At 64.5% G+C, this 22998-nt stretch carries 23 protein-coding genes and 1 tRNA gene; 11 read left to right on the plus strand and 13 right to left on the minus strand.

Annotated elements, in window-relative coordinates; translation table 11 throughout:
- Positions 1-24 precede the first annotated feature (24 nt).
- Together JL811_RS08775 and aptA are read right to left on the minus strand one after the other, a co-directional pair.
- Positions 25-2025 (minus strand): divergent polysaccharide deacteylase family protein, encoded by a 2001-nt coding sequence (locus JL811_RS08775; RefSeq protein WP_337924735.1) that lies wholly within the window; start codon positions 2023-2025, stop codon positions 25-27.
- 214 nt (positions 2026-2239) lie between these two features.
- Positions 2240-3568 carry an omega-aminotransferase AptA gene (aptA, locus tag JL811_RS08780; RefSeq protein ID WP_202688190.1) on the minus strand — a complete coding sequence of 443 codons (1329 nt, stop codon included), beginning with the start codon at positions 3566-3568 and terminating at the stop codon, positions 2240-2242.
- A 186-nt stretch (positions 3569-3754) separates the two neighbouring features.
- Between aptA and JL811_RS08785 the strand changes: the two genes are divergently transcribed.
- The 7 genes from JL811_RS08785 to JL811_RS08815 all read left to right on the plus strand — a co-directional run bounded on the left by JL811_RS08785 (position 3755) and on the right by JL811_RS08815 (position 7970).
- Entirely contained in the window at positions 3755-4375 is a 621-nt protein-coding gene (locus JL811_RS08785; protein WP_202688191.1) for a TetR family transcriptional regulator C-terminal domain-containing protein, read from the plus strand.
- 119 nt (positions 4376-4494) lie between these two features.
- Positions 4495-5052 carry a sigma-70 family RNA polymerase sigma factor gene (locus JL811_RS08790; RefSeq protein WP_202688193.1) on the plus strand — a complete coding sequence of 186 codons (558 nt, stop codon included), beginning with the start codon at positions 4495-4497 and terminating at the stop codon, positions 5050-5052.
- Complete coding sequence (locus JL811_RS08795) at positions 5049-5717, plus strand: anti-sigma factor (RefSeq protein WP_202688195.1); 669 nt, start codon at positions 5049-5051, stop codon at positions 5715-5717. The genes JL811_RS08790 and JL811_RS08795 overlap by 4 nt, the downstream gene beginning before the upstream one ends.
- A gap of 119 nt (positions 5718-5836) precedes the next feature.
- Positions 5837-6388, plus strand: a complete 552-nt coding sequence (locus tag JL811_RS08800; protein WP_202688197.1) for a fasciclin domain-containing protein — start codon at positions 5837-5839, stop codon at positions 6386-6388.
- A gap of 251 nt (positions 6389-6639) precedes the next feature.
- Positions 6640-6713: transfer RNA gene (locus JL811_RS08805), tRNA-Gly, on the plus strand.
- Positions 6714-6828: 115 nt separating this feature from the next.
- Entirely contained in the window at positions 6829-7455 is a 627-nt protein-coding gene (locus tag JL811_RS08810; protein WP_202688199.1) for an SOS response-associated peptidase, read from the plus strand.
- A gap of 167 nt (positions 7456-7622) precedes the next feature.
- Positions 7623-7970 carry a RidA family protein gene (locus JL811_RS08815; RefSeq protein ID WP_202688201.1) on the plus strand — a complete coding sequence of 116 codons (348 nt, stop codon included), beginning with the start codon at positions 7623-7625 and terminating at the stop codon, positions 7968-7970.
- 113 nt (positions 7971-8083) lie between these two features.
- Here the strand turns inward: JL811_RS08815 and pgi are convergent, their stop codons facing one another.
- From pgi to JL811_RS08840, 5 genes are all read right to left on the minus strand, one after another.
- On the minus strand, positions 8084-9691 hold the full coding sequence (gene pgi, locus JL811_RS08820; RefSeq protein WP_202688202.1) for a glucose-6-phosphate isomerase: 1608 nt from the start codon (positions 9689-9691) through the stop codon (positions 8084-8086).
- Between the two features lie 4 nt (positions 9692-9695).
- Entirely contained in the window at positions 9696-10367 is a 672-nt protein-coding gene (gene pgl / locus JL811_RS08825; protein WP_202688204.1) for a 6-phosphogluconolactonase, read from the minus strand.
- Positions 10364-11818: a glucose-6-phosphate dehydrogenase gene (zwf, locus tag JL811_RS08830; protein ID WP_202688206.1), complete on the minus strand. Its 1455-nt coding sequence runs from the start codon at positions 11816-11818 to the stop codon at positions 10364-10366. The genes pgl and zwf overlap by 4 nt, the downstream gene beginning before the upstream one ends.
- Before the next feature lie 152 nt (positions 11819-11970).
- Positions 11971-12861, minus strand: coding sequence for an oxygen-dependent coproporphyrinogen oxidase (gene hemF, locus JL811_RS08835; protein ID WP_202688208.1), 891 nt, complete (start codon positions 12859-12861; stop codon positions 11971-11973).
- A 151-nt stretch (positions 12862-13012) separates the two neighbouring features.
- Positions 13013-14380, minus strand: coding sequence for a phosphohexomutase domain-containing protein (locus JL811_RS08840; RefSeq protein ID WP_202688211.1), 1368 nt, complete (start codon positions 14378-14380; stop codon positions 13013-13015).
- A gap of 280 nt (positions 14381-14660) precedes the next feature.
- Here JL811_RS08840 and surE point away from each other — a divergent pair, with 280 nt between their 5' ends.
- The 3 genes from surE (at position 14661) to JL811_RS08855 (ending at position 17463) form a co-directional block, all read left to right on the plus strand.
- Complete coding sequence (surE, locus tag JL811_RS08845; protein ID WP_202688213.1) at positions 14661-15449, plus strand: 5'/3'-nucleotidase SurE; 789 nt, start codon at positions 14661-14663, stop codon at positions 15447-15449.
- On the plus strand, positions 15446-16111 hold the full coding sequence (locus JL811_RS08850) for a protein-L-isoaspartate(D-aspartate) O-methyltransferase (RefSeq protein ID WP_202688215.1): 666 nt from the start codon (positions 15446-15448) through the stop codon (positions 16109-16111). Before surE ends, JL811_RS08850 begins: the two co-directional genes overlap by 4 nt.
- A 71-nt stretch (positions 16112-16182) precedes the next feature.
- Positions 16183-17463, plus strand: a complete 1281-nt coding sequence (locus tag JL811_RS08855; protein WP_237684886.1) for a peptidoglycan DD-metalloendopeptidase family protein — start codon at positions 16183-16185, stop codon at positions 17461-17463.
- 500 nt (positions 17464-17963) lie between these two features.
- On the opposite strand, the gene JL811_RS08860 is transcribed toward JL811_RS08855, so the two are convergent.
- The 5 genes from JL811_RS08860 to tatA form a co-directional block, all read right to left on the minus strand.
- A complete protein-coding gene (locus JL811_RS08860; protein WP_202688217.1) occupies positions 17964-18188 on the minus strand; it encodes a hypothetical protein in 225 nt (74 codons plus the stop codon).
- 286 nt (positions 18189-18474) lie between these two features.
- Positions 18475-19317, minus strand: a complete 843-nt coding sequence (locus tag JL811_RS08865; protein WP_202688218.1) for an ATP-binding protein — start codon at positions 19315-19317, stop codon at positions 18475-18477.
- Between the two features lie 35 nt (positions 19318-19352).
- Entirely contained in the window at positions 19353-20270 is a 918-nt protein-coding gene (tatC, locus tag JL811_RS08870; protein WP_202688220.1) for a twin-arginine translocase subunit TatC, read from the minus strand.
- Positions 20267-21040 carry a Sec-independent protein translocase protein TatB gene (tatB, locus tag JL811_RS08875; protein ID WP_202688222.1) on the minus strand — a complete coding sequence of 258 codons (774 nt, stop codon included), beginning with the start codon at positions 21038-21040 and terminating at the stop codon, positions 20267-20269. The genes tatC and tatB overlap by 4 nt, the downstream gene beginning before the upstream one ends.
- 36 nt (positions 21041-21076) lie before the next feature.
- A complete protein-coding gene (gene tatA / locus JL811_RS08880; RefSeq protein WP_202688224.1) occupies positions 21077-21286 on the minus strand; it encodes a twin-arginine translocase TatA/TatE family subunit in 210 nt (69 codons plus the stop codon).
- 200 nt (positions 21287-21486) lie between these two features.
- Here tatA and JL811_RS08885 point away from each other — a divergent pair, with 200 nt between their 5' ends.
- On the plus strand, positions 21487-21849 hold the full coding sequence (locus JL811_RS08885; protein WP_202688226.1) for a helix-turn-helix transcriptional regulator: 363 nt from the start codon (positions 21487-21489) through the stop codon (positions 21847-21849).
- An 11-nt stretch (positions 21850-21860) separates the two neighbouring features.
- Here JL811_RS08885 and JL811_RS08890 read toward each other — a convergent pair whose 3' ends face one another.
- A complete protein-coding gene (locus tag JL811_RS08890; RefSeq protein ID WP_202688228.1) occupies positions 21861-22979 on the minus strand; it encodes an ABC transporter ATP-binding protein in 1119 nt (372 codons plus the stop codon).
- Between the last annotated feature and the right edge of the window lie 19 nt (positions 22980-22998).

The raw sequence follows: 22998 nt of genomic DNA on the forward strand, positions 1-22998 counted from the left end.
TTCCCTTTGCCATGACAGGCCGGATTACTGCGCCGTCATGGCCGCCGTGACCGGCGCCAGCGCCACGGTATCGGCGCGTCCCTCGACCAGCCATTCCAGAATCGCGGCAACCGTTTCGGGCCGCGTCGTTCCCGCCACGACCACGCGCCCTTCCTGCGCGGCCTTGAAGGCCGCGCGGTCCAGATAGCGCCGGATCACCGGGGCGGATTCGCCCTCGGCATCCAGATTGCGGAAGATGACGGCATTCTGCAGCCCGTCGCGCCGCGCAATCTGCGACAGCGCATTCAGGCCGCGCTCCCAGGACAGAACGCCCCGGCCCTGTGCCTTGACCACCGTCAGCACCTGCTGGGCCAGCGCGCGATTGCCCTGCACGCCGCCGGTTTCGGGGTCCAGCACCGCCACCGCCTCGGGCAATGTCCGGTCATGCGATTCGAAGGTCACCTCGATATCGCTGGCCTGCGCACCGTCCGGAATGCCGCTGGCCAGCATCAGCACTTCCTGCCCTGCCGCGCGATAGATCTCGGCGGCGGTGACGGCATCCGGCAGGGTCGGGTCGATCACGAAACTGACGGGTACCGGCAGGGCGGCCAGCGCCTCACGGTCGATATCCGGACCGCCGGTATCACGCAGCACGATGGCAAAGACCGGCCGCGCCCCGGGATTGTCAAAGGCCCGGGCAAAGCGGATCACCGGCGGCGCCTCGGGGTCGTCAGCCGCCGCTTCCCCGCCTGCGGGGGCGGTTTCTTCTGCGGCTGCCGCCTCATCCGGGGTGGCGGGTGCTGTGATGATGGGCAGACGCCCGGTGGTCACACCGGGAATATTGCCTGAAAACCGGGGCGCATCCGGATCGGTTTCAGGACGATCACGCCCCCCCGGAGCAGGCCGGACCTGCGGTGGCAAGGGCGCCTCTGCCCCCGCGCCGGACCCAGTTTCCGGCGTGACAGCAGACCCGTCATCCTGCGCAATCGGCCCCGGTTCGGGCTGCCCCGTCTCGGACTGCCCCGTCTCGGGCCCCGGTTCACGCGGTTCGGGTGCAGTCTGTTCAGGCACGGCCTCTGCCGGGGCCTCGGGCGGCGGCCCGGTCACCCCATCCGGGGCCGGACCGGTATCAGCCCTGATTTCAGGGGTGGCGGGCGGCGGTGAAGACCGGGGCTCGCGATCCGCAGCGGTCGGCGCCGGCCGCTCGGGCACCGTTCCGGCCTGTGTCGCCTCCTCGGCGGTCACGCCGGGTGCATTCGCTCCGGTGACCGGGGCGGCGGGCGCGGGCAGCTCGGCGGCCTCTTCGCTGGCCTCGACCGGGCGCGGCGCGGCGCTGTCGGGGGCAGCGGGCCGGGTTTCTGTGGTGTCCGGTGTTCCCGGGGCCGTCGGGGCGGGACGCGCGGCTCCTGCCCGCACCTCGGCCGCAGGCAGATTGGGGGCCGTAGCGGACCCGTCTTCTGCAAGGCTTGCGGGCTGGTCGGCGCCGCTTGGCACAACTTCCGGTGCCAACGTGACCCCGTCTTGTGCCGCACCGGCCTGCGCATCAGAACCTGCAGCGACAGCAGCGGACGGCGTTTCGGCTTCGGCTTCGGCTTCGGCTTCGGCTTCGGCTTCGGCTTCGGCTTCGGCTTCGGCTTCGGCTTCGGCTTCGGCTTCGGGAACGTCATCCCCAGGTGCAGTCTCGGCAAGCGCCATTTCGGAGACGGGCGCACTGCCTTCCGCCCCTGCAGGACTTGCCGGTTCCGCCATCCCGGGCGCGTTGTCAGCCAGCACTGCGGGTGGCTCTGCCTCGGCTTGGGCCTCCTCTGTGCCTGCACCCGCGTCGACCGCAGGCGGCTCGACGGCATTCTGCGACGGGGTTGCTTCAACGGAACTTGCCCCGGTTTCGCCAGCCACCGGATCGGCGCTGATCTGGTCGGCATTCTGCGTTTCCGCCTGTCCGGCGCCGCGATCCTGTCCCGACATGGGCGTCAGGACCGACAAAAACCCCAGCCCGATGCCCGACACGACACCGCCCAAGACCATCCCTGCGAACAAACCCCGCACCGCGCACTCCTTCTGCCGATCTGCCCGGCGACGCCCGCATCCCTGCGCAAAGACCAGCTTTCACGGGCCAGCATCGCCATGGCCCGGTTATAGCGCGGGAAAACCCGGGATTCACCCCCCGAAACACAAGGCAGCAGAACGCTTTTGCCCGGCAAGGCCCGCCGCCTGACCCCGGATGCGGGCAGCGCGGAAAGATCCCCCGCGCCAGCGCCGGTTACGGCAGGGTCTTCAGCACATCCGCCAGCGTGCCGATCAGCGTATCAATCTCGGCCTTTGAGATGATCAGCGGCGGTGACATCGCGATGATATCGCCGGTGGTACGGATCAGGATGCCCTTGTCATAGGCGCGCAGAAACGCCTCGAAGGCGCGTTTCGTGGGCGCGCCCGGAATGCCTTCGAGCTCCACCGCGCCGATCAGACCCATATTGCGGATGTCGATGACATGCGGCAGGCCCTTCAGCGAATGCAGCGCCTCCTCCCAATAGGGCGCCATTTCGGCGGCGCGTTCGAACAGACCTTCCTCACGATAAGTGTCCAGCGTCGCGATACCGGCGGCCGAGGCGATGGGATTGCCCGAATAGGTATAACCGTGGAACAGCTCGATCATGTTTTCCGGGCCGGTCATGAAGGCATCATGAATTTCGGCCGTGGTCAGCACCGCACCCATCGGGATCACCCCGTTGGTCAGCCCCTTGGCGGTGGTCATCATATCGGGCAGCACATCGAAATGCTGGGCGGCAAAGGCCGAACCCAGGCGGCCGAATCCGGTAATCACCTCATCGAAGATCAGCAGGATGCCATGCTTCTTCGTGATCGCACGCAGCCGTTCCAGATAGCGCTTGGGCGGCAGCAGCACACCGGTCGACCCCGCCATCGGCTCAACAATCACGGCGGCGATCGTTTCGGCCCCATGCAGGGCGACGATGCGTTCCAGATCATCGGCAAGGTTGGCCCCGTGTGCGGGCTGGCCTTTGGAAAATGCGTTCTGGTCGGGCAGATGGGTATGGGGCAGATGATCGACCCCGGCCAGCAGACTGCCGAACACCTTGCGGTTGTTCACGATGCCCCCGACCGAGATGCCGCCGAAATTCACCCCGTGATAACCGCGTTCCCGCCCGATCAACCGGGTGCGCGCGCCCTCCCCCCGTGCCCGGTGATACGCGATGGCAAGTTTCAGTGCGGTTTCCACGCTTTCCGAACCGGAATTGGTGTAGAAAACATGCTCGATCCCCTTGGGGGAAATGTCGATCAGCCGGTTCGCCAGTTCAAAGGCGATGGGATGGCCCATCTGGAAGGCGGGCGCGTAATCCAGTTCGGCGGCCTGTTTCTGGATCGCTTCGGTGATCTTGGGGCGGCAATGGCCCGCATTGCAGCACCAAAGCCCGGCCGTTCCGTCCAGCACCTGCCGCCCTTCGGCGGTGGTGTAATGCATGTCCTTGGCGGCGACGAACATGCGCGGGTTCTTCTTGAACTGGCGGTTCGCCGTGAACGGCATCCAGAAGGCGTTCAGATCGTTCGGGGCGGGTTTGCGGTCAAGCGCCATCGGGGCGGTCCTTCCTAGGGGCGAAAAGGCGGCGGTCTGGAACGGTTCTGCCGGAACAGGCGACCTAACCGTTTGACCATCCGGTAAAGGCCACGCTAGCATCGTGCAACGGCCCGTCAAGTGGCCGCTGGTGATGGCAGTGCGCGCCCGGATGGGGCGCCTGCAAGGGGCAAGGACGACAGCGATATGAGCAGGCCGCGCACCCGCATCCAGCGGAAGAATTCCGAGACGATCCTTGAGGCGGCGCTGGAGGTGTTTTCGGCCCATGGGTTTCGCGGCGCGACGCTGGACCAGATTGCCGAGGTCGCGGGCCTGTCGAAACCCAATCTGCTGTATTATTTCCCCTCGAAAGAGGCGATCCATACCGAATTGCTGACCGGGTTGCTGGATACATGGCTTGATCCCCTGCGCGCGATGGATCCCGAGGGCGACCCATTGGCCGAAATCATGGCCTATGTCAGCCGCAAGCTGGAGATGAGCCGCGACTATCCGCGCGAAAGCCGCCTGTTTGCCAATGACATCCTGCAGGGCGCGCCCTTCATGCGCGCGGCCATCGAGGGCGAGCTGACCGCGCTGGTCACCGAGAAATCACAGGTGCTGCAACGCTGGATGGATGAGGGGCGCATCGCCGCCCTGCCGCCCGCGCATCTGATCTTCTCGATCTGGGCACTGACCCAGCATTATGCCGATTTCGACGTGCAGGTCCGCGCCGTTCTGGGCGAAGGCCATGACCCCTTTGCCGAGGCGACCGATTATCTGGAAACGCTGTTTGCCAAATTGCTGGCCCTTCCCCGGGAAACCGGTTGATCAGGACGGGATCTGTGCGGAGTGTGCCAGGCTGAATTCCCGACTTTTACGGCCATCCATTCTTGCAATACTTCTCCGTCCTGCTACGGTCCGGCGCATCCGCTGCATTCCGGGGCCACATGACCGACGATCCGATCGCCAGCCTGTTGTTGCGCATCCAGAATAAGGACCGCGCAGCCTTCCGTGAAATTTATCCTGCAAGTTCTGCGAAACTCATGGGGGTTCTGCTCCGTATCCTTGGGGAAAGGGCAGAAGCGGAGGATGCGTTGCAGGAAGTATTCACAAGGGTCTGGCTGAGGGCGGATCGGTTCGATCCCTCCCGCGGGCGCGGGATGACATGGCTCATCTCGGTCGCGCGCAACCATGCCATCGACCGCCTGCGCGCCCGCACCTCTGCCGCGACGGCAAATACGGTTGGCGATGACGGGGATGAGGCGACCATGATCGCCGATCCCCGTCCCGATGCCCTGTCCGCGCTGGTCGCGCAGGGCGAGGCGCGTCGCGTGGTCGAGTGTTTCAGCCTGCTGGAACCCGACCGGTCTGCTGCCGTGCGGGGTGCCTATCTGGAAGGCTGGTCCTATGATGATCTGGCCCGGCGCTTCGATGTGCCGCTGAACACGATGCGGACATGGCTGCGGCGTTCGCTGCTCAAGCTGCGGGAGTGTATGGACGCATGACACCGCCCCAGCCCCCGCTGGATGATGCCGACGATCTGCTGGCCGCCGAATATGTGCTGGGCGTTCTGTCCATCGACGAACGCATCGGCGCCGAAAACCGCGCCCGCCGCGATGCCGGATTTGCCGATGCCATGGCGGCATGGGAATTGCGCCTTGCCGGGCTGAATGAGAATTTCCACGAGATCAAGGCCCCGAACTTGCTGCCAAGGCTGGAGGAACGGCTGTTCGGCAAGCCCGAACCGCGGCCGCCCTTCTGGCGCAACTGGTTCCTTGGCGCGGGATCGGCAGCGGCGCTGGCCATCGCGGTGCTGGCCTTCCTGCCGATGACGACACCCCCGCCGGGCACGGCGCCGCAACATCTGGCCACACTCAGCGCCGAGGCGGGCAGCCTGCGCTATGATATCGGGCTTGAAGGCGATGAATTGCATATCATCCGCGTCGCCGGTGAGGCCGCCGAAGCGGGCCGCGTGCATGAGCTGTGGCTGATCGCCGGTGAAGCCGCGCCCGTGTCCCTGGGTCTGATCGGCACCGAGCCGACGGTTCTGCCCGCATCCGGCCTTGCGCCGGGGGTGGTGCTGGCCGTCAGTCTTGAACCCGAAGGCGGCGCCCCGGGCGGTGCCCCGACCGGGCCTGTGCTGGTCACCGGTGTGGTTGAGGATCTCTGATCGTTTCCGGCGATGACGGATAGTTTACCGGGCAAATCGAAACTCCTTGCCCCGCTTCTCCGTATCTCTAGGCAGACCGCCGGTATGGTCCGGCGGCTGCCAATGAACGGAGACCACAGATGCGTTTCTTCAAAACCGGACTTTTTGTTGCGGGCCTTGCGCTTGCCACCGGAGCCAATGCGAACGACAATCCCATGGTCGGTGGCGCGGCGATGTTTGCCGACAAGAACATCGTCGAAAATGCGGTGAATTCTGCCGATCACACGACGCTGGTTGCGGCGGTTCAGGCTGCGGGTCTGGTCGAGGTGCTGCAGGGTGAAGGCCCCTTCACCGTCTTCGCCCCCACCAATGCCGCCTTTGAAGCCCTGCCCGCGGGCACGGTCGAAAACCTGCTGAAGCCGGAAAACAAGGATCAGCTGACCAAGATCCTGACCTGTCATGTCGTCGGCCTGAACGCGATGGCCGCCGATGTCGTCAAGATGGTCGAGGATGGCGGCGGCATGCATACCGTGTCTACCGTCGGCGGCTGCGATTTCACCGCGATGGTCGAGGATGGCATGGTCAAGATCAAGGATGGTCAGGGCAATGTCGCAACGGTCACGATCGCCGATGTGAAACAGTCGAATGGCGTGATCCATGTGATCGACACAGTGCTTCTGCCCGCGATGTGATCCGAAGGCCTCCGCTGCCCGTTCAGGGCAGCGGAGGCCGCCCGGAAGGCAGGACAGGAATGCTGTTCCGGTCTCTCCGTCCCCAATGTCCGGAGCAGCGGGCCCCCGGTTCCAGGCCGGGGGTCCAATTGCTGCGGATCACCGCAAATGCAGGACAGGCCAAACCGGTCATTCGGGGCGTCTCCCGGACAGGTCCCCACCCGCAAATCAGCTTGACGAAACGCGGCCCTTGGCCTAGGTCATGCCGCATCGCGGGTGTAGCTCAATGGTAGAGCAGCAGCTTCCCAAGCTGACGACGAGGGTTCGATTCCCTTCACCCGCTCCAATCATCCGCATGGAAATATACACTGACCTTGCTGGATGATTTCTGCGAGTTTGATCAGTTCAGATAGCCGCCCCATGATAGATTGTCCTCGTGACAGGCAGGACAGGAAACTGAAATGTGCGGGCGCGTGGTCGATCCGAACCTGAGAGCCGAAGGGCTGGACTCAAGCTGGCTGAAGATCGCGTCCTTTCCGCGCCGGTTCAACGTCAAGCCAACCGAACAGGTGCTGATCCTTGGCAAGCAGCCCTTGGAGGCCATGACGGCCCGCTGGTGGCTGATCCCGTCATGGTTCGACGGGGCTGAAGCGAAGGACTGGAAGGCCACGACCTTCAACGCGCGGATCGAGGATGCGAAGGACAAGCCGAGCTTTCGCCGGGTCTGGCGGCAGGGGCGCTGTCTGATCCCGGTGGCGGGGTTCTTTGAATGGACCGGAGAGAAAAGCCACAAGCAGCCGCATTTCATTCAACCGGCGGGGAATGCGGAAACGCTGTTTCTGGCCGGGCTGGCAAGCCGCTGGCGCGATCTGCTGACCTGCACGATCCTGACCCGCGCGGCCAATGACGACATGCAGGACCTGCACCACCGGATGCCCGTCATACTGGACATCGAGGAGCGCGATGCATGGCTGGGCGGTTCGGACGATCCCGGCCTTGGCGCTGCGGCCCGCATCCGGCATCATGCGGTGCCCGCCTTCGGCATCAAGGATGACGGGCCGGAACTGATTGAACCGATCAGCACCTGATGGGAAAGCCCTGACAAGCAAACGCCTCTGACAGGTGGCGCATTCGACCATCGCCGATAGGGGCTCTGCGACATGCCATCCGTAAAGCGCCCTGATCGGGCGCTGCGCCCCTTCCCCCGGCCCTGCCAACCCGTTAGCAAGGAGCGTCACTTACAGGAGGTATCCCCATGTCTGACATCAAGCGTATCGGCACCGGCCCCCGCATGAGCGAAGCCGTCATCCATAACGGCACCGCCTATCTGGCCGGACAGGTCGGCAATCCGGGCTCATCGGTCGCCGACCAGACCCGCGAATGTCTGGCCGAGGTGGACCGCATCCTTGCCGAATGCGGCTCGGACAAGACCCGCATCCTCAAGGCGCAGATCTGGATGGCCGATATGGCCGATTTCGCCGACATGAACGCAGTCTGGGATGCCTGGGTGCCGCAGGGTGCGACGCCCGCCCGGGCGACCGGTGAGGCGAAACTTGCCACGCCCGAATACAAGGTGGAAGTCCTCGTCATCGCGGCGGTCTGATCCGCCGCCACCGTCGCGGCCTCACGACGCGGTATCGCGACGCACAGCTCAGCTAGATCGCCACAGCAAAGGCCCAGAGGATTTACCTCCGGGCCTTTTTTGCAACGCACCGTTTAGTCCACCGCACGCAGGTAATCCAGCAGCATCGTGGTGGAACTGTCCTTGCCTTCCGCCGAGGCGCGACCTTCAAGGATCGGCTGCAGCGCCAGCGCCAGTTCCTTGCCCAGTTCCACCCCCCATTGATCAAAGGAATTGATCCCGAGGATCACCCCCTCGACAAAGACCCGATGTTCATACAGCGCCAGAATCTGCCCCAGCGTGAAGGGCGTCAGTTTCGGGATCGCCAGTGTGGTCGAGGGGCGGTTGCCCGGGAAAACCCGGTGCCGCGCCTGACGGTCCTGCTCGGCCCCGGTCAGGCCCTTTGCTGCCATGATCTCCATCGCCTCGGCCAGCGGGCGGCCTTTCATCAGCGCCTCCGATTGCGCAAGGCAGTTCGAGACCAGCAGACGGTGCTGATGGCGCAGATGCGGTTCATGCCCTTTGCGCACAAGGATGAATTCACAGGGCACGATGCGCGTGCCCTGATGGATCAACTGGTAAAAGGCATGCTGGCCATTGGTGCCCGGTTCGCCCCAGACCACCGGGCCGGAATGCAGCGTCAGATCCGACCCGTCCATCGCCACGCGCTTGCCGTTGCTTTCCATCTCAAGCTGCTGAAGATAGGCGGGCAGGCGCGAAAGCCGCTGGTCATAGGGCAGCACGGCGCGGGTGGCATGGCCACAGATCTGGTTGTGCCAGATCCCGACAAGTGCCAGCAGCATCGGCAGGTTATGCGCCGGGGCGGCCTGCCGGAAATGCCGGTCCATATCTGCACCGCCCGCCAGGAAGTCGTCGAAATCCGCGGGCCCGATCGCGATCATCAGCGACAGGCCGATCGGCCCCCAGACCGAATAGCGCCCGCCGACCCAATCCTCAAATCCGAAGACGCGGGACGGGTCTATGCCAAATTCGGCTGTGCGCTCCGCCGCTGTCGAAAGCGCCGCGAACTGGGCGGCGGGATCGGCGACACTGGCCGCCATCCAGTCGCGCGCGGTTTCGGCATTGGTCATCGTCTCGATGGTGGTGAAGGTCTTTGAGGCGACGATCACCAGCGTGGTTGCAGGGTCCAGCCCGCGCAGCGTATCGGCAATATGCGCCCCGTCCACATTCGAGACGAAATGCGTGCGCGGCCCGTCGGCATAGGGCGACAGCGCAATGGCGGCCATGGCCGGCCCCAGATCGGACCCGCCGATGCCGATATTGACCACATCCGTATAGGCCCCGCCCTGCCCGCGGATGCGGCCCGAGCGGATATCATCGGCAAAGCCGCGCATCCGGGCCAGCGTGTCGCGGACGCCCGGCATGACATCCTGCCCCGCAACCATCACCGCGTCATCGGGATTGCGCAGCGCGGTATGCAGGACGGCGCGGCCCTCGGTCTCATTGATCGTGGCCCCGGTGAACATCGCCTCGCGGCGCGCCTCGACCCCCGCCCCGTCGATCAGCTGCAACAGCAGCGACAGACCGGTGGCATCAATATTGGTCTTCGAGAAATCGAACAGCAGCCCGCCATGCCGGGCCGAAAACTCACTGCCGCGCAACGGATCTTCCAGCAGCGGAAGCAGCGCCCGGTCCCGGACCTGTTCGTGATGGTTTTCAAGCGCTTGCCAAAGGGTCGTCATCTTTTCATTCCGCCCAGTGAACGGTTGCATTGCCCAGAAACTGCCCCACCGGGGCCTCGGCGGCGGGGCGGCCTTCGGCGCGCTCGATCGCGGCGCGTTTTTCCGGGCCGGTGATCAGGATATGACTGTGCATCGCATCGCGCAGCACCGGCGCGGACAGGGTGATGCGCGGCTCTCCGGCGCCCTCGGCCCGCATCGCCAGCAGGACTGGCGCATCATCGGACAGCGCCTCCTCCAGCCGGTCGGCCCCGGGAAAGAGGCTGGCCGTGTGCATATCGGCCCCCATGCCAAGAATCAGCACCGAAATCGGCAGATGCGGGCGCAGCCCGTTCGACAGCCGGTCCAGCGCCTCTTCGGGCGTGTCGGTGTCCAGATGCATCGGCACCAGCGTCGCCGCCGCCGCCTTGCCGGTCAGCAGCCGCTGGCGCAAAAGCCGGGTGTTCGATCTCGGATTATCCTCGGATACCCAGCGTTCATCGTTCAGAAAGACCGAGACATTGGCCCAGTCCAGATCCACCGCCGACAGCATGTCGAATACCGGGCCGGGCGTGCTGCCCCCCGGCACACACAGGCTTGCCCGCCCGTTCTGGCGCAGCGCCTCGCCCAACTGGCCTGCGATCGTTCCCGCAAGCGCGATCATCATCATGTCGCGATCTGGATATTCGACAAGGTTCATTCGCGGATCTCCCTCCATCGGCGTCCGTCCCGATGCATCAGCATCAGCGCATCCTCGGGGCCGGATGACCCCGGATCATAGCCCCGCGGACGGTCGCCGCGTTTTTCCCAGCCTTCAATGATCGGATCGGTCCAGGCCCAGGCGGCCTCTACCTCGTCGCCGCGCATGAACAGCGTCTGGTTGCCCCGGATCACATCCATGATAAGCCGCTCGTAAGCATCGGGAATATCCTCCCCTTCCTCACCCAGCACCGTCGCGAAGGACATGTCCAGCGGCACTTGCGTCAAACGCATGCCACCGGGGCCGGGTTCCTTGATCATCACCATCAGGTTCATGCCTTCATTCGGCTGCAACCGGATGACCAGAACATTCTCCCTCCAGCCCTCGGCATCGTCGAAAATCGAATGCGGCGGTTCGCGGAAGGTGATGGCTATTTCCGAGGTGCGCGCCCGCAGCCGTTTGCCCGTCCGCAGATAGAAGGGCGTGCCTTTCCAGCGCCAGTTGGAAATGTTCACCTTCAGCGCGATATAACTTTCGGTGCGGCTGGCTGCATCCCCGGCATGGTCGCGATAGCCGCCCTGCCCCGATCCGGCCAGATACTGACCGCGCACGATATCCTCGGGCAGGACCGGATCCAGCGCGCGGATCACCTTCAGCTTTTCATCGCGCACCGCATCGGGGTCGAAATGATAGGGCGGTTCCATCGCGATCAGGCACAGAAGCTGCATCATGTGGTTCTGCACCATGTCCCGCATCGCGCCCGACTTGTCGTAATAGGCGCCGCGCCCGTCGACCCCGACCGTCTCGGCCACGGTGATCTGGACATGATCGACATATTCCGACTTCCACAGGGGTTCGAAAAGGATATTGGCGAAACGCACCGCCATCAGGTTCTGCACGGTTTCCTTGCCCAGATAATGGTCGATCCGGTAGATCTGCCCTTCGGCGAAATGCCGCGCCAGAACCGCGTTCAGCTCCCGCGCCGAGGCCAGATCGCGGCCAAAGGGCTTTTCGACCACGATGCGGCTGTCCTCATCGGCTATGCCATGCCCGTGCAGCCGTTCGGCCAGATCCCCGAAAAGCGATGGCGCGACCGAGAAATAAAAGGCGCGCACCGTGTTCTTGCGCATCTTCTTTTTAAGCGCCGACCAGCCGCCGCTGCCCTGCGCGTCAATCGAGACATAGGAAAGCCTTTCGATGAAAGCCGCCAGAACCGTGTCGTCAATCCGGTCGGCCGCCACAAACTCGACGATTGCCGCCCGGGCCAGATCGCGAAACCCCGCATCATCCATATCGGCCCGCGCGGCGCCGATGATCGCGCTGTCCGACGGGATCTGCCCAGCCAGAAACCGCCGGTAAAGTCCTGGCAGGATCTTGCGTTTCGCAAGGTCCCCCGTGCCGCCGAAGATGACAAGATCGAAGGGATCGACCGGAATGACGCGCGAAACCATGGGCAAACCTCGCTCTGGCATCAGGATTGTGTTAGCGCTAACGACAGTTTTCTAGCCGCCGCAGCGCAGAAAGTCCAGCGCCAAGGCGGGGGTGGTCGGCGCGATATGACCCGCGAACGGGCTGGAACGCAACCTGCTCTGCATCAGGGCCGTCAGACCCATTTCGCCAGCGGTGGCAGACTCATCAGCACGGCATTGGCATCATGTCCGGTGGCAAGGCCAAACTTGGTGCCCCGGTCGTGCACCAGATTATATTCCGCATAAAGCCCGCGATGGACAAGCTGCGTATCGCGATCCGCCTCGGTCCAGCTTTGGTTGCGGCGCCGTTCGACCAGCGGCACAAAGGCCGGAAGGAAGGCGCGGCCGATATCCTGCACCAGCGCGAAATCGGCCTCCCAGTCGCCGGAATTGCGGTCATCCATGAAGATGCCGCCAACGCCTCGCGCCCGACCCCGATGGGGGATGAAGAAATACTCATCCGCCCAGGCCTTTAGTCTGGGGTAAAGATCCGCGCCATGCGGGTCCAGATGCGCCTGCTGGGTCGCGTGAAAATGTGCGGTATCCTCGGCATATTCGATGCAAGGGTTCAGATCCGACCCGCCCCCGAACCACCAGGCATGCGGCGTCCAGAACATGCGGGTGTTCATATGCACGGCGGGCACATGCGGGTTCTGCATATGGGCGACAAGGCTGATGCCGCTGGCCCAGAATCGCGGATCGGTCTCCATGCCCGGCACGCCGCGCGCCGCCATGGCCTGCTGCGCCTGCGCGCCCAAGGCACCGAAGACGGTCGAGACATTGACGCCGACCTTTTCGAACACCCGGCCGCCCCGCATCACCGACATCAGGCCGCCGCCCGCATCCGAAGCGTCATCGGACCGGCGTTTCGTCTCGGTCACCTCAAAGCGCCCGGGGGACAGCGCGGCATGGGGGCCTTCGGTCTGCCGGCCTTCCAGCGCCTCGAATTCCGCGACGATGCTGTCGCGCAAGCTGCGAAACCAATCCGCCGCGCGCGCGCGTTCGGCCTGCATGGCCTCTGTCATTGCGTCACTCCGCCTTGTTGCGCGCGCAACCTAACACCCGCCCCCGCCCGGTGCCAGAGAGGGCGGCAAGGAAGCGCCCCGCGCGGGCTGCGACAGAGGGCAGCACATGCCCCCCGTTTCCGGCCCGACACCGGCCCCGCTCAGGCCCCACTCAGGCCTCGATCAGCGCCCGCACCTGCGCCACGGCAAGATCCAGCAGCGCCGCATCGCCGCGCGTCTCGACATTCAGCCGCAGCAGCGGCTCGGTGTTCGACGAACGCAGGTTCAGCCGCCACTCCCCCATGTCCAGCGACAGACCATCCGTGTCATCGCGCGACACCGCCCGGGGCGCCAGTTCCGCCGCCACCCGCGCCACTGCCGCCGCCGGATCCGCCAGCCGGAAATTGATCTCGCCCGAGGAGGGAAAAGCCGCCCGCGCAGCCCCCACCAGATCGGCCAGTGGCACCCGTTTGCGCCCCATCAGTTCGGCCACCAGCAGCCAGGGGATCATGCCGCTGTCGCAGCAGCAGAAATCGCGAAAATAATGATGCGCCGACATCTCGCCGCCATAGACCGCTCCCGTATCGCGCAGTGCCTGTTTCAGAAAGGCATGACCCGTGCGCGCCATCACCGCTCGGCCCTTCCCCCGCGCGACGATATCCTGCGTGTTCCAGATCACGCGCGGATCATGCACGATCACCGCACCGGGTTCACGCGCCAGATAGGCCTCGGCCAGCAGACCGACGACATATTCCCCGGCGACAAAACCACCCTGATGATCAAACAGGAAGCAACGGTCGAAATCGCCATCGAAGGCCACACCGAAATCGGCCCCCGAGGCGCGTACCGCCTCGGCCGTGACCGGCTGGTTTTCGGGCAGAAGCGGGTTGGGAATGCCGTTGGGAAAGCTGCCATCGGGTTCGTGATTCATGCAGATGAAGGACAAGGGCGCGCCGCGTTTGGCCAGTGCGGCGGCAATCGCATCAAAGGTCGGCCCCGCCGCGCCATTGCCCGCATTCACGAGGATCTTCAGCGGCCGCAGCCCGGCGATATCGACAAAGGACAGGACCGTGTGAACATAGGCCATCCGTGCGGCCTTGGCCGGGCGCAACTGTCCGCGCGTGGCCGACGGGGCAAAATCGCCGCTTTCGGCCAGCGCCCGGACAGCATCCATTCCCGTTGCGGCACTGATCGGCGCGGCGCCTTCGCGCACCATCTTCATTCCGTTGTAATCCATTGGATTGTGCGATGCGGTGATCTCGATCCCGCCATCGGCGCCGAAATGGGCGGTCGCGTGATACATCTCCTCGGTGCCGCAAAGCCCCAGATCCAGCACATCCGCGCCGCTGTCCAGTACACCCTCGACACAGGCCGCCATCAGTGCCCCGGATGAGGCCCGGCAATCGCGCCCGATCACCACGGATTGCGCCTGCATCACCTCGGCAAAGGCCCGCCCGATGCGATAGGCGATGCCTTCATCCAGATTTTCACCCAGACGGCCGCGAATGTCATAGGCCTTGAAACAGGTTAGTGCGGTCATCTGCGCTCCGGCATATGCAACTGGTATGGCCGGGATACGGGTGATGGCAGGGCCGCCCTCTGACCCCGGGGTGAACGCATTCATGTTAGCCTCAGCCCCGGCAGGCGTCAAACCACCCCTTGCGCAACAATTGGGCGGCGCGCGCGAAACAACCCACCCGCAGAGCGTCCACCCGCAGCCCGGCCCGCCACAGCGCCGCGCCGCATTGTTCCCTTGGCGGCGGCTTTGCTTTACCTGTGTCCGGGCCTCGTTTATTCAGAACGGGAAACAAGGGAAGACAATGCGCATTCTGATCACCAATGACGACGGCATCAACGCCCCCGGGCTGCAGGTGCTGACCGAAATCGCCCATGAGATTGCGGGCCCGCAGGGTGAGGTCTGGACCGTCGCCCCGGCCTTTGAACAATCCGGCGTCGGCCATTGCATCAGCTATACCCATCCGATGATGATCGCCCGGCTGGACCAGCGCCGCTATGCGGCCGAGGGCAGCCCGGCCGATTGTGTGCTGGCCGGCATCTATGACGTGCTGCAAGGCGGACGGCCCGATCTGGTGCTGTCCGGCGTGAACCGGGGCAACAATTCTGCCGAAAACGTGCTCTATTCCGGCACGATCGGCGGCGCGATGGAGGCCGCGCTGCAAGGGCTGCCCGCAATTGCGCTGTCGCAATTCATGGGGCCGGAAACGCAGGATCTTGACGATCCGTTCGAGGCTGCGCGCCAGCATGGCGCGGCCATCGTGCGCGATCTTCTGGAACGGGCACATTGGGATGGCGGCACCGACTACCGTCTGTTCTACAATGTCAATTTCCCGCCTGTCGCGGCGGCACGGGTCAAGGGCCGCAAGGTGGCAGCGCAGGGTTACCGCAAGGACACGTTCTTTGGGGTCGAGCCGCATCACGCCCCGAACGGGCGCAAGTTTCTGTGGATCAAGGGCGGCCCGCAACACATGCCCTCGCTGCCCGGCACGGATGCGGCGGTCAATCTGGACGGCTATATATCGATCACGCCGATGCGCGCCGATCTGACCGCCCATGACGCGCTTGCCGATCTGGAGGCGCGTCTGACATGACCGACGGGCCGCGCGACGAGGAAGAGGCCCTTGCCGAACGCAAGATGCGCTTTCTCTTCGCGCTGCGGTCAAAGGGCGTGACCGAGGCCCGGGTGCTGACCGCGATGGAGCGCGTCGACCGGGGCCGTTTCGTGCGTGGCCTTTTTGCCGATCGCAGCTATGAGGACATGCCGCTGCCGATTGCCTGCGGCCAGACGATCAGCCAGCCCTCGGTCGTGGGGCTCATGACGCAGGCGCTGCGGATCGGCCCGCGCGATACGGTGCTGGAGGTGGGCACAGGATCAGGCTATCAGGCCGCGATCCTCAGCCAGCTTTGTCGCCGCGTCTATACTGTCGACCGCCACCGCCGTCTGGTGCGCGAGGCGGCGGCGGTCTTTTCGGCGCTGGGGCTGAGCAATATCACCGCCTTTGCCGCCGATGGCAGTTTCGGCCTGCCCGATCAGGGGCCGTTTGACCGCATCATCGTGACCGCCGCCGCCGAAGACCCGCCCGGCCCCCTATTGGCTCAGTTGAAGATCGGGGGTATCATGGTGGTGCCGGTCGGGCAGTCGGATGCGGTTCAGCGCCTCATCAAGGTGAGCCGGCTGGAAAAAGGGTTCGATTACGAGGAATTGCGCAGCGTCCGCTTCGTTCCGCTTGTCGAGGGGATGGGCGATGACTGAACGGCACGGGCGCAGGTGAAACAGGCCGCACCGGGGCGAACCCGGGCGGGACAAGGCGAGGCGAGGCAGATATGACCATCACAACCCGCATGACCATTGCGACCGCGACCGTTTCCGGCGGCGCAGCATCGGCAGGCGCTGCCCGTCCGGCGCGCCGCGCGACGGGCCGCACCATTCTTGCCGGGATCTCATTGCTGGCGCTGGCCGCCTGTTCCGACCGCCCGCTGGACTGGGATCTGCGCGGCCTGACCGGGGGCGGGCTGGATACCAGCGGTGCCGCCATTCAGGCCACCGAGGCGCGGCCCCGTCCCGATGATCGTGGCGTGATCTCCTATCCCGGCTATCAGGTGGTGCTGGCCCGGCGGGGTGACACGCCGCGCAGCGTCGCGGCCCGGATCGGCATGGGCGCGGATGAACTGGCGCGCCATAACGCGGTCCTGCCCGATGATCTTCTGCGCGATGGCGAAGTGCTGGCCCTGCCCCGCCGGATTGAGGGCGGTGCGGCCCCGCTGGGTGTGACCGGCAGCGGCAGCGGCCAGATCGCCAGCGGCACCATTGCCCCGTCCCCGGTCGATGTCAGCACCATCGCGACCACGGCGCTGGACCGGGTGGGCAGCGGCACGACCACCACCCCGCCTGCGGCAAGCGGCAACGCCGCCCAGACCGCAACGCAGCCCGGCCGTCACCGCGTCGCGCGCGGCGAAACCGCCTATTCCATCGCGCGGCTTTACAATGTGAATGTGCGCGCGCTGGCCGACTGGAACGGTCTGGGCGCCGATCTGGCCCTGCGTGAGGGGCAGTATCTGCTGATCCCCACCGCCTCGGCCCCGCCGGCCCGGTCGGCACAGGCCACAACGACCGCGCCGGGACAGGGCACGCCGACGCCGGTGCCGCCCTCGGCCACGACACCCCTGCCCGCCGAGCGCACAACACCTGCGGCCGAGGCCAGCAGCGGCACGCCCGCATCCCCCAATATGGGCGCGCAGCGCACGACAGGCAGCAACGCGCGTTTCGCGATGCCGGTCGATGGCCGCATCATCCGCGAATATGCCAAGGGCCGGAATGAGGGGATTGATATCGGGGCCGCTGCCGGGGCACCGGTGCGCGCTGCCGCCGACGGCGTGGTGGCCGCCATCACCCGCGACACGAATCAGGTGCCGATCATGGTGATCCGCCATTCCGACAACCTGCTGACGGTCTATGCCGGTATTGACGGGCTGACCGTGGCCAAGGATGCAACCGTGAAACGCGGCCAGACCATCGCCGTCGTGCGACAGGCCAACCCGGCATTTCTGCATTTCGAGGTGCGGCGCGGGGTGGATTCGGTCGATCCGATGACGATGCTGCAGTAAGGGGGGGAACGGGGGGCAGTCGTCGGCCCACTTGCCCCGGATGGAGCAGGTGGACGCAGCCCTTACTCGGTTGGCGCGCCACGTCCGATCTGAGTACTTAGTTGCAAGTCAGATGGGGACAATTGCCACTGCCCATGCGCTCTCGCTGCCCTATCAGTAGCACCGAGTAGTAGCACTTCCCCATCCTACTGCCGGGGAGGTTGTACATGTCACCGGGCGGCGCTGTGCCGCCGCAGTGTAGCTATCACCCACATTAGAAAGCCCTTGGCCGACTCCGGTCAAGGCTGCGGATTGTCGCCCACGTCGGGCGTTCTCGGCATTAATCTCGGCCTGCACACATGGCCGATACTCTGGGTGATTTTCCGTAATTCCCAGCTCAGCACATGTCGCACTAAATTGGACAAGCATCTTCTGCTGTTCCGCGTAGCCAAGATCCGCCAAGTTTCTCGTGTCGCAACCAGACACCAGAAGCGAAGATATGAAAAGTGTAATGATTTTACTCATATCTTTTCGCCTCTTATCAACTGATGGGTCCACCAGAAGCTTTCGGAGATTTTGGTATAATCACCGCCCTTCCCCCTAGCCTCCAGATCAAGCCTTTCTATTTCCTTTAAAAAATCTTCTTTTAATCCAACATTATGCTTATCCAGGGAATTCACAAGCGCGGCAAAATGCGCCGACATAGACATTTTCATAGCCAAGACTTCGTCAAGTTGTTCCGGCATATGGCATCCTCCTACAGGTATCGGATTTTCCGTTCTTTGAGGTTAACCAAACAGGAAGGCTCAGGGTAAATTATAACAGCTTTCGGCTACAGTGAATGCTCACGCAGGCGGCGCATCCGAGGCAGAAAGATCAAGGGCACTATGATACGGTCTTAGCCATAGTTCTGCTTCGTCCCCCATCGCGGTCTCCCTGCCTCCGCTCGTCCAAACCAGCCGAAATCATTCGGAATGACGCCACCCCGCTTTGGCCCCGTTCACCTTCCAGCCTCATGGCATGGCCAACCCCTCACACCTTCACACCCTTCCGCGCTGCCAGATCGGTGAAGAACTGCCAGGCCACCCGGCCCGACCGTGATCCGCGCGTGGCCTGCCATTCCACCGCCTCGGCGCGCAGGGTTTCCTCGTTCACCTCAACCCCGTAAGCCGCGCAATAGCCGCGGATCATGGCAAGGTAATCATCCTGATCGCAGGGATGAAAGCCCAGCCAGAGGCCGAACCGATCCGACAGCGATACCTTTTCCTCAACCGCCTCGGAGGGGTTGATGGCCGAGGACCGTTCATTCTCGATCATGTCGCGCGGCATCAGGTGGCGGCGGTTCGAGGTGGCATACAGGATCACGTTTTCCGGCCGCCCCTCGATCCCACCATCCAGCACCGCCTTCAGCGATTTGTAATGCTGATCGTCATGACTGAAGGACAGATCATCGCAAAACAGGATGAAGCGCCGTTCCGATGCCGCGCGCAGATGGCGCAGCAACATCCCGACCGTTGGCAGATCCTCGCGGCTCAGCTCAACCAGTTTCAGATCCAGCCCTTCGGCCCGCACCTTGGCATGGATCGCCTTCACAAGGCTGGACTTGCCCATCCCCCGCGCGCCCCACAGCAAGGCATTGTTCGCAGGCAGCCCCTGCGCGAAATGCATCGTGTTTTCCAGCAGGATATCGCGCGCACGGTTCACGCCCACCAGCAGCGACAGATCCACACGATTGACCAGCCGCACCGGATCAAGCCGCTCGGGATTGGTGTGCCAGACAAAGGCCTCGGCCTCATCGAAACGCGGCGCGCGGGCCGGGGCGGGGCTCAGACGCTCAAGCGCCTCGGCGATACGGGTCAGCAGGGTTTCACTCATGACGGTCGGGCCTTCTTGGGGGCAGGTCTTGGGGATCAGGTCTTGGTGGGGGTATCCTCACCCGTATCGTCTTCTTCAAACTCGCTGTCATCAACCCAAAGCCCCTGCGCGCGCAGATCGGCCTCACGGCGCTTTTCGACCATGCGGACCAGAAGGATCGAGATTTCATACAGCCCGTAGACCACCGAGAACAGGATCAGCTGGGTGATGACATCGGGCGGGGTGACGATGGCCGCAAGCAGCAAGATCCCCACCATGGCATATTTGCGTACCGCCCCCAGACCGGCCGAGGACACAAGCCCCGCCTTGCCCATCAGCGTCAAAAGCACCGGCAACTGAAAGCAAAGCCCGAAGGCCATGATGAATTTCAGCGTGATATCAAGGCTTTCATTCACCTTCCCGAAAAAGGTGATGCGGATGCCCTCTTGTGTGGCCGGAACCGTGGCATCCATCGGCGCGCCCTCGGTGACCTGCCCGACCAGTGTCGCGAAGATTGAACTGACATCGACGAAACCCAGAAAGAAGGCCATCGCCAGCGGCGTCACCACGAAATGCGCGAAGGACGCGCCCAGAAGGAACATCAGCGGCGAGGCGACAAGGAAGGGCAGAAAGGCGTTCTTTTCGGTCCGATACAGCCCCGGCGCCACGAAGCGCCAAAGCTGAAACCCGATGACCGGAAAGGCCAGCGCGAAACCGAACACCATCGAAATGCGGAACAGCGTGAACAGATATTCCTGCGGCGAGGTATATTGCATCGTGGGCGAGGGATCACCCAGATCGCGCAACGTCGCCTCGATCGGCTGCAACAGGAATTGAAGGATCGGTTCTGCCACGACAAAGACCAGCACGATGCCGACGATGAAGGCCAGAACTGCCTTGATCAGCCGGTTGCGCAACTCGGCCAGATGCTCGATCAGCGGGGCCGAGCTGTCCTCGATCTCCTCTTCCTTCATGACGCATCCCCTTTGGCAACGGGCCCTTTGGCAGCGGGCCCTTTGGCAGCGGCTTTGCGCGGCGCACGGGGTTTCGGGGCGGCGGGTTTGGCCGCGGTCTTGTCTGCAGTCTTGGCGGCGGCGGGTTTGGCCGCAGTTTTGTCCGCTGTTCCGGCGGGGGCCTTGGCGGCGCTGCCCGCCGGTTTCGCAGCCGGTTTCCGCGCCTTGGTGGCGGCAGGTTTCGGGGTCGGTTCCGGGCTGGCTTTCGGCGCGCTGCCCTCGCTTGCCCGCGCCTCGGCAACCTTGGCGGCGGCGGCCTTGCGGCTTTCACGCCGCGCGGCCTGTTCTTCGGCAAGGGCCTGCGTCGCCGGGCCGCGCGTCGTCGCAGCGACGGCTGCGGCGGCAGGATCGGCCGGGGCCGCCTTTTCCGGCGCAGGCGCCGAAGGGTCGGGCTGGGCGATGGGTTTGGCCGATGCTGCCGGGCTGGCGGGTTTGGCCGATTTCATCGGGTCCCATTTTTCGAACTTGGTGGCGGCATCCTTGACCGCATCCAGCCCCATCGCCTTGGCGGATGTGGCTTTTTTCAGATCTCCCGCGACATTCTTGAGATCCTTCACCCCCGCCTCATCGGCGGCACTGTCCATCGCGCGCTGAAAATCGCGTGCCATGCCGCGCATCTTGGCCGTGAAACGGCCCAGCGTGCGGAACATCTCGGGCAGTTCCTTCGGGCCGATCACGATCAACGCGACAATCCCGACGACCAGAAGCTCGGTCCAGCCGATATCGAACATGGGTTATCCCCCGCCAGTGCTGCGTTGCGGGTCCGGTCAGACCTTGTCTTTTTCCGCAGGCGTCACGTCGCGCGCCTCATCGGCGTTTTTCTCGATTTCTGTGGTCTCTTCCTTCACGCCCTTCTTGAAGGCGGTAATGCCCTTGCCGACCTCCCCCATGAGCGAGGAAATCTTGCCGCGTCCGAACAACACCAGAACGACGACGGCGATCAGAAGAAGGCCCGGAAGGCCGATATTGTTGAGCATGTCTTTCCCTCCTGCGGGACGGGCCGCCATTGCGGGGCCGGATCTGCGATGATCTTCATTTATTGCGGCCGGCGGGCGGATCAAAGACCTGAAATGCGGGTGTGGTGCAGTCTCCTGACAGTATTGTGTCAGTTGCCTGTCCGGGCTGTCCCGCCCCCTGCCCGGCTTGACCCGGCACGGCCCGCCGCCGATGATGCATCATGAACCGCGATCAGCGCCTCTATGACCTCATCACCCTGATGCGTGACGGCAAGCTGCATACGGCGGCGGAACTGGCGCAAGCGGTGGGTGTCTCGACCCGCACGATCTGGCGCGACATGGCAGTGATGGCGCAGACCGGCCTGCCGGTCGAAGGCGAACGGGGCGTCGGCTACATCCTGCGCGCGGCCCTTGTTCTGCCCCCCACGATGCTGACGCCCGAGGAACTGGAGGCGCTGGTCGAAGGCCTGCGCCATGTCGGAGGGCGCGACGACGCCAAGGCCCGCGCGGCGCGCAGCCTGCTGGCCAAGATTGCGGTGCTGCTGCCGCAGGCGGGGATTGAGTCCGATCCGAAACAGCCCTGACCGCACAAGCGTCAGGCCGCAAAGACGAAGCAGCGGTCGCGCCGCATCATCAGCCACAGCACCGTGCCGGGCCTTGGCATGAACACCCCCGGCACGGAGGCCGTCAGGATGGAGCCGTCGAAATCCATGCGAAAATCGACCAGACTTTCACGCCCCAGATAGCGCGCGCGCGTCACCGTGCCGCGTGCGGGCGTGCCGTCCTGCGGTGTCGGGTTCGGGCCACGGCCGCCCCGGTCAAAATCAATCTTCAGATGCTGGGGCCGGATCACGATCTCAACCGCGCCGCCATCGGCATGGCCCGGCGTCAGGAAGGAGCCAAAGGGCGTTTCGGTCAGCGCACCTTTGGATATGCCCCGGATCACGTTAATATCGCTGAAAAACGCGGCCGCTGCACGATCGGCGGGGGCGTTGTAGATATTATAGGGCGATCCGCGCTGTACGATCAGCCCGTCGCGCATCAACGCGATCTCATCGGCCATGCGCAGCGCCTCATCGGGTTCATGGGTCACCAGCAAGACCGCCGTGCCCTCTTCCTTCAGAACCTCCAGCGTCGTGTCGCGGATCCCGTCGCGCAGGCGGTTGTCGAGGCCGGAAAACGGCTCATCCATCAGCATCACGCGCGGGCGCGGCGCCAGCGCCCGGGCAAGCGCCACGCGCTGCTGTTCGCCGCCCGACAGTTCATGCGGATATTTCGCGCCATAGCCAACCAGGTTGATGCGCTCTAGCAATTCCCCCACCCGGCGGTCACGGGCCGCCCGGTCCCCGCCCAGACCGAAGGCCACATTCTGCGCCACGGTCAGATGCGGAAACAGTGCGAAATCCTGAAACATCAGCCCGACACCGCGCGATTCCGGCGGCAGGAAACGGCCTGAGCCATCGCTCATCACCTGACCGTCGATGCGGATCGTGCCGCCATCGGGATGTTCAACCCCCGCGATCATCCGCAGCGTGGTGGACTTGCCGCAGCCCGAGGGGCCCAGCAGACAGGTCACCTGCCCCGCCGCGATGGTCAGCGTCAGATCCGCCACCACATCACGCCCGCCAAAGGCGCGGCGCAGGCCGCTGACCTCCAACCTTGGCGGCGGGATCTGGCGGGACGGGTTCGGGGCTTCTCGCCTGAGGCTTTCCATCGGAATTGCGTTAGCAGCC

Source organism: Szabonella alba, assembly GCF_016765775.1.
Lineage (GTDB): Bacteria > Pseudomonadota > Alphaproteobacteria > Rhodobacterales > Rhodobacteraceae > Szabonella > Szabonella alba.